This window comes from Mesorhizobium sp. M1A.F.Ca.IN.020.06.1.1, from assembly GCF_004023265.1.
In the GTDB taxonomy this organism is placed as follows: domain Bacteria; phylum Pseudomonadota; class Alphaproteobacteria; order Rhizobiales; family Rhizobiaceae; genus Mesorhizobium.
Genome location: NZ_RZSR01000526.1, coordinates 1 through 4,201 on the forward strand (window position 1 = coordinate 1; position 4,201 = coordinate 4,201).

Consider the following 4,201-nt stretch of genomic DNA (forward strand, 5'->3'; position numbering starts at 1 on the left):
CAGCGATGTCCTGCAGCGCCTGGGCGCTGGCGCGGGCGATATCGGGATCGTCGATGCGCTGGCTGACGATCCATGGCGACTTCGGATTGGTGCGCACCAGCGGCTCGGCTGTCGTCGAACGCTCGCTGAGCGGCTCGATGCGGATGCCGTCATCGGTGTGCGAAACAAGCTTCTGTTCGAAAGCGCCGCCGGCAAGCGCTTTTTCCGCCAGCGCCAGCCAGCGCTTGGCGTCCGGGTCTGGAAGGTCGACATCCCTAGTCAAGGCGCCGGCGCCCATCGCACTCCTCGTCTCTCGGCCGCATCAGCCACCAGTCTATGGTCCCCCGCCGCATATCACAATGCGACATCCGTCGCGGTTGTTCCGGCAGCCGCTAACCGATTGCCAATCATGCGCAAAATCCGCAAGCTAAGTAAGGTGGTTTCGCTGCCAGGGTCAAATTCGAATAGCGCCAAATTTGATGGTGGGCATTGTCGCCCGCCGATCGCGTTATTATCCTCCATGAGACCGGGCGTTTTTGGCGGAAGAGATTGCGGAGACCGGACATATGGCTGACCACACCAGCATCTTCATCGGCGCCAGCCGCAAGCCTGATGATTCCTACCAGCGCGCCGAGGAACTCCTGCTGCGCTACGGCAACCGCCACGGCCTGATTACCGGCGCCACAGGCACCGGCAAGACGGTCAGCCTGCAGGTCTTGGCCGAGGGCTTTTCAAATGCCGGCGTCCCGGTCTTCTGCGCCGACATCAAGGGCGACCTTTCCGGCATCGCCATGATGGGCGAGGCCAAGGATTTCCTGGTCAAGCGTGCAGAGCAGGTGAAGCTCGATCCCTATCAGTTTCAGGAATACCCGGTCATCTTCTGGGATCTGTTCGGCGAGCAGGGTCACCCGATCCGTGCCACCATCTCGGAAATGGGGCCGCTGCTTTTGTCGCGGCTGATGAACCTCACCGAAGCGCAGGAAGGTGTCATGAACATCGCCTTCCGCATCGCTGACGAAGAGGGCCTGCTGCTGCTTGATCTCAAAGATCTGCAGGCGCTGCTCGCCAACATCGCCGAGCGAGCCGACGAGCTCAGCGCACGCTACGGCAATGTCACCAAGCCTTCCGTCGGCGCCATCCAGCGCACGCTTCTGGTGCTTGAGCAGCAGGGCGCCGCGAACTTCTTCGGCGAGCCGGCGCTGCGCATCGCCGATTTGATGCGCACCACCCGCGACGGCCGCGGCGCGATCAGCGTTCTGGCCGCCGATAAGCTGATGATGAATCCCAGGCTCTACGCAACTTTCCTGCTCTGGCTGATGTCGGAGCTGTTTGAGGAACTGCCCGAGGTCGGCGATCTCGAGCGGCCGAAGCTGGTCTTCTTCTTCGACGAGGCGCATCTTTTGTTCGAGGACGCGCCGAAGGTGCTGGTTGATCGCGTCGAGCAGGTGGTGCGGCTGATCCGCTCCAAGGGTGTCGGCGTCTATTTCGTCACCCAGAACCCGCTCGACATTCCGGAAAAGGTTTTGGCCCAGCTCGGCAACCGCGTGCAGCACGCGTTGCGCGCCTATACGCCGCGCGAGCAGCAGGCGGTGCGGACGGCGGCCGACACCTTCCGGCCCAACCCGGATTTCGACTGCGCCACCGCGATTACCCAGCTCGCCACCGGCGAGGCGCTGGTCTCGATGCTGGAGGATAAGGGCGTGCCGGCCATGGTACAGCGCACATTGATTCGCCCGCCGTCGTCGCGGCTCGGGCCGATCACACCCGACGAGCGCCGCAAGGTCATTGCCGAGAGCCCGGTCGCCGGGCAGTACGATCAAGCGGTCGATCGCGACTCGGCCTTCGAGATACTGCAGAAGAAGACCAGGGAGGCGCAGGAAGCCGAAGCGCAGGCGCAGCAGGCGGGCACCGGCGGCTCGCGCTGGACAATTCCGGGCTTCGACGATGTGTTGGGAGGGTCGGGCCGCCGGTCCTCCAACCGTCAGACAGTGGCCGAAGCCGCGATCAAGTCGGTGGTGCGTTCGGTGGGCTCTTCCGTCGGCCGCGCGATAGTGCGCGGCATCCTGGGGAGTCTGGCAAGGGGGCGTTAGCGGGAGGCCGTCCGCTTTCGTACGGGACCACGGACGCCTATCCCGACCGCAGCGCGTGGTCGCCGTCTCGGGCAAGGAGCTTCAACCGGATTTCCCGTCCGCCGCGCCGAGCGAATTTGCATCGCCCTCCATCATGCAGAGGCTGTTCCCTATGTTACCTCACGACGATAAGATCTTACCTGGGGACTGCCAGGTAACATCAGCGACACCTAAATTTTTCGTGAGAGAAGTTTTTCCCCACGGAACCGCAATTTCCTGAAATACCGACCGCCTCAAATCGTGGCCTTTGACGTGTTGTTGCCGGGGGGCAAACTGAATAATGCCGATACCGCATGCGATCACGAACCATTGTGGCCGGGAAACCCAAGGCATCGTCCAAGATTGCGGCAACGCCGGAGAATCGGGACTCCGAATGGCAGCGCGGTGATGATCTCTCGACCTGGTTTTCAGACATTCCCACCGAGAGGCGACCGCTGCTCAACGCCAAAGGCGGGCTGTCGATCGGTCACACTCGGCTGGTGCTGCAATTCTTGAGCAAGAATTTTTCCCGAAAGCTTTCGCTCGCGGAGATGGCTGGTGCGTGCGATCTGTCTCCCTACCATTTCGCTCGGGCATTCTCTACGACGTTCGGGGCATCGCCGCATCAGTATGTCCTCAAGCTTCGTCTGGACTATGCCGAGAAGCTACTTGCCGACGGGGGCCTCTCGATCACGGACATCGCCGATTTGAGTGGCTTCTCGAGCCAAAGCCACTTCACCACCACGATGAAGAAGTATCGCAACGTCACCCCGTTGCAGGTGCGGGCAAGGCAGCTTGATCGTGGCCGGGTGAGTAAGATAGGGCGAGGCTAATTTACTGTGAACTTTATTTCCGGCCTGCCTTATAGAAGGAATATCTAAAGTAATTCTGTGTTAACCTCGCGAAGAGCTGGTGAATATTTATAGATACACAGCAATCTGCTGGAATACAGAATTCTGAAAAGCATGCCTTTCTGCAGCAAATTCGGCTGTCGCGGATTCTGAGATGGGCTGAGGGGACATGAGCGACGATACGGCCATCGGCCGCAGCCTTTCCGAGGAGATCGGCTACTGGCTGGTGTCGGCATCCAGCACGCTTGAGAAACGCTATGGAGATGGCGTGCCCCTGGCCAAGCAGGACATGCTGCTTGCCCATTATCTCTACGGCCTCACCGCCGTGGTTCACGCGGGCGACGCGCCTGCTGCCCATCTGGCGGCTGTGCGATCCTATCTCGGCAGGCTGATTCCGCAGGAGCGGGTCACGCGAGCGCTGCAGGCCGTGCCGGAGGAGGGGGACTCCTGGCTTGAAAACACGCTCGATCGCGTCGAGGCGATCGGTGAAAAGCAGGGCCATGCGCTTCTGGCGCGCGGCGCCGATATCGTCATCCCATTTTTGAGCAGACACGCTTCGGCGGCAGGGTCGGCGGAACCTGTCGTGATCGAGCGCGACCGACCAAAGGAGGCACTCTCGCAATGAACCTCGGGCAAGCACGAAACACCCGGCGCGCATCGGCGCGTTTCGCTGGAAACTGGGTACCCGGCGCTGCCGACAGCCGCTCGCTGCGCCGCCGCTTGATGGCCGCGCTGCGCAACGCGCATCGCGTGCTCGGCCTGAAGCGCGACCGGTTGGGGCATGGGATGCTCAGCGCCGGCGGGGCGGCCGGCGCCCTGGTCGCCGTCGCCGGGATCATGATACCGCAAGCGGCGTTCGCGCAGGTTGCCATGGGCAATGGGGTTGTCAGCAATCCCGCAAACTGCACCAATCCCAGTGCTGCGACTGCAGGCAGCACCGCTATCGGCTGCGGCAGTAGCGCCGGCGCCAGCTCAACCGCAATTGGCTCTGGCACCGTTGCCAATGGCCAGAACGCCTTGGCGATAGGCGACGCAAACAGTACAATCGGCGATGGCTCCATCATCATCGGCTACGCAAATTCTGCCAATGGTCTCAATGCGATAGGCATGGGTGTCTTTGCGAACGCCACCGGCACCAATGCCCTTGCGGTCGGCGGAAATGCCCATGCCAATGGGGATGGCTCATCGGCTTTTGGCGTCAACACGGTTGCAAACGGCGCAGGTGCCACCGCTATCGGCAATGGGACGAGCGCTGCCCTGAAT

Annotated in this window: 3 protein-coding genes and 2 pseudogenes; 4 read left to right on the forward strand and 1 reads right to left on the reverse strand. The window is 61.9% G+C overall.

Features of this window, described 5'->3' with window-relative positions:
- Positions 1 to 277, reverse strand: a pseudogene (locus EOA60_RS21410) (methylmalonyl-CoA mutase); the annotation flags it as partial.
- Between the two features lie 268 nt (positions 278 to 545).
- On the opposite strand from EOA60_RS21410, the gene EOA60_RS21415 reads away from it, so the two are divergent.
- The 4 genes and pseudogenes from EOA60_RS21415 to EOA60_RS21430 form a co-directional block, all read left to right on the forward strand.
- The gene (locus tag EOA60_RS21415; protein WP_095823741.1) at positions 546 to 2,069 is read left to right on the forward strand and encodes a helicase HerA-like C-terminal domain-containing protein; all 1,524 of its coding nucleotides are present in this window, start codon (positions 546 to 548) and stop codon (positions 2,067 to 2,069) included.
- A gap of 332 nt (positions 2,070 to 2,401) precedes the next feature.
- Positions 2,402 to 2,920 (forward strand): AraC family transcriptional regulator, encoded by a 519-nt coding sequence (locus EOA60_RS21420; protein WP_095823740.1) that lies wholly within the window; start codon positions 2,402 to 2,404, stop codon positions 2,918 to 2,920.
- A 187-nt stretch (positions 2,921 to 3,107) separates the two neighbouring features.
- Positions 3,108 to 3,563: a hypothetical protein gene (locus tag EOA60_RS21425; RefSeq protein WP_095823739.1), complete on the forward strand. Its 456-nt coding sequence runs from the start codon at positions 3,108 to 3,110 to the stop codon at positions 3,561 to 3,563.
- A gap of 98 nt (positions 3,564 to 3,661) precedes the next feature.
- A pseudogene (locus EOA60_RS21430) lies at positions 3,662 to 4,201 on the forward strand (calcium-binding protein); the annotation flags it as partial.

Bases quoted from the DNA above. Each gene is read 5' to 3' on its own strand.
- EOA60_RS21420 (WP_095823740.1), top strand. From the start codon at position 2,402: ATGCGATCACGAACCATTGTGGCCGGGAAACCCAAGGCATCGTCCAAG.
- EOA60_RS21425 (WP_095823739.1), top strand. From the start codon at position 3,108: ATGAGCGACGATACGGCCATCGGCCGCAGCCTTTCCGAGGAGATCGGC.
- EOA60_RS21415 (WP_095823741.1), top strand. From the start codon at position 546: ATGGCTGACCACACCAGCATCTTCATCGGCGCCAGCCGCAAGCCTGAT.